Consider the following 839-nt stretch of genomic DNA (forward strand, 5'->3'; position numbering starts at 1 on the left):
CTAGGCTCAGGACCTATTAATTCGGATGGTGTTGTGATTCACAGTCTCTGACGAGGAGGCTGTGATGGGTGCATTGTTCCTGTTGAGCGAGCGGCAGATGGCTCGAATTTCGCCATTCTTCCCGCTGGCCCATGGCGTGCCTCGGGTGGATGACCGCCGCGTGGTGAGCGGCATCGTCTACGTCATCCGCAACGGGCTGCAGTGGAAGGATGCGCCAAAGGACTACGGTCCACCCAAGACGCTGTACAACCGCTTCATCCGTTGGAGCCGGCTCGGCGTCTTTGACCGTATATTCGCAGGGCTTGCCGGCGAAGGGCCCCGACCCGAACGGATCATGATCGACGCGACCCACCTGAAAGCGCACCGAACGGCGGCCAGCCTGCTCAAAAAGGGGCTGTTCCCCGCCGTATCGGGCGAACCAAAGGCGGGCTGAACTCCAAGCTGCACACCGTCTGTGACGGACAGGGCCGGCCGATCATCATGCTGCTCTCCGAAGGCCAGATGAGCGACCACAAGGGCGCGAGCCTCGTGCTCGAGGCGCTGCCGCCGGCCCAAACCCTCATCGCCGATCGCGGTTACGACAGCACGGCGTTTCGCCAGGCGCTCGCCGCCAAGGGCATCGAGCCCTGCATTCCATCGAGCCGAAGCCGCAAAATCCCTTACCCCTATGACAAAGGGATCTATCGGTACCGCCACAAGGTCGAAAACCTCTTCGCCAAACTCAAGGACTGGCGGCGCATCGCCACCCGTTACGACCGATGCGCGCATACCTTCTTCTCAGCCATCTGCATCGCAGCAGCCGTCATCTTCTGGATCTAATCAATGAGTCCTGAGCCTAG

1 protein-coding gene is annotated in these 839 nt (G+C 61.1%); it reads left to right on the forward strand.

Going from position 1 to position 839, the window contains the following annotated elements:
• The first annotated feature begins 64 nt into the window (after positions 1 to 64).
• Positions 65 to 819, forward strand: a protein-coding gene (locus tag AC1ROY_RS34030) for an IS5 family transposase (RefSeq protein WP_493153392.1) whose coding sequence is annotated in 2 segments (ribosomal slippage) — positions 65 to 398 and positions 398 to 819 — 756 coding nt in all. Because the reading frame shifts where the segments join, the coding sequence is not laid out codon by codon here.
• The last annotated feature ends 20 nt before the right edge of the window (positions 820 to 839 follow it).

Source organism: Roseococcus sp. GW821-FHT12F05 (assembly GCF_058806835.1).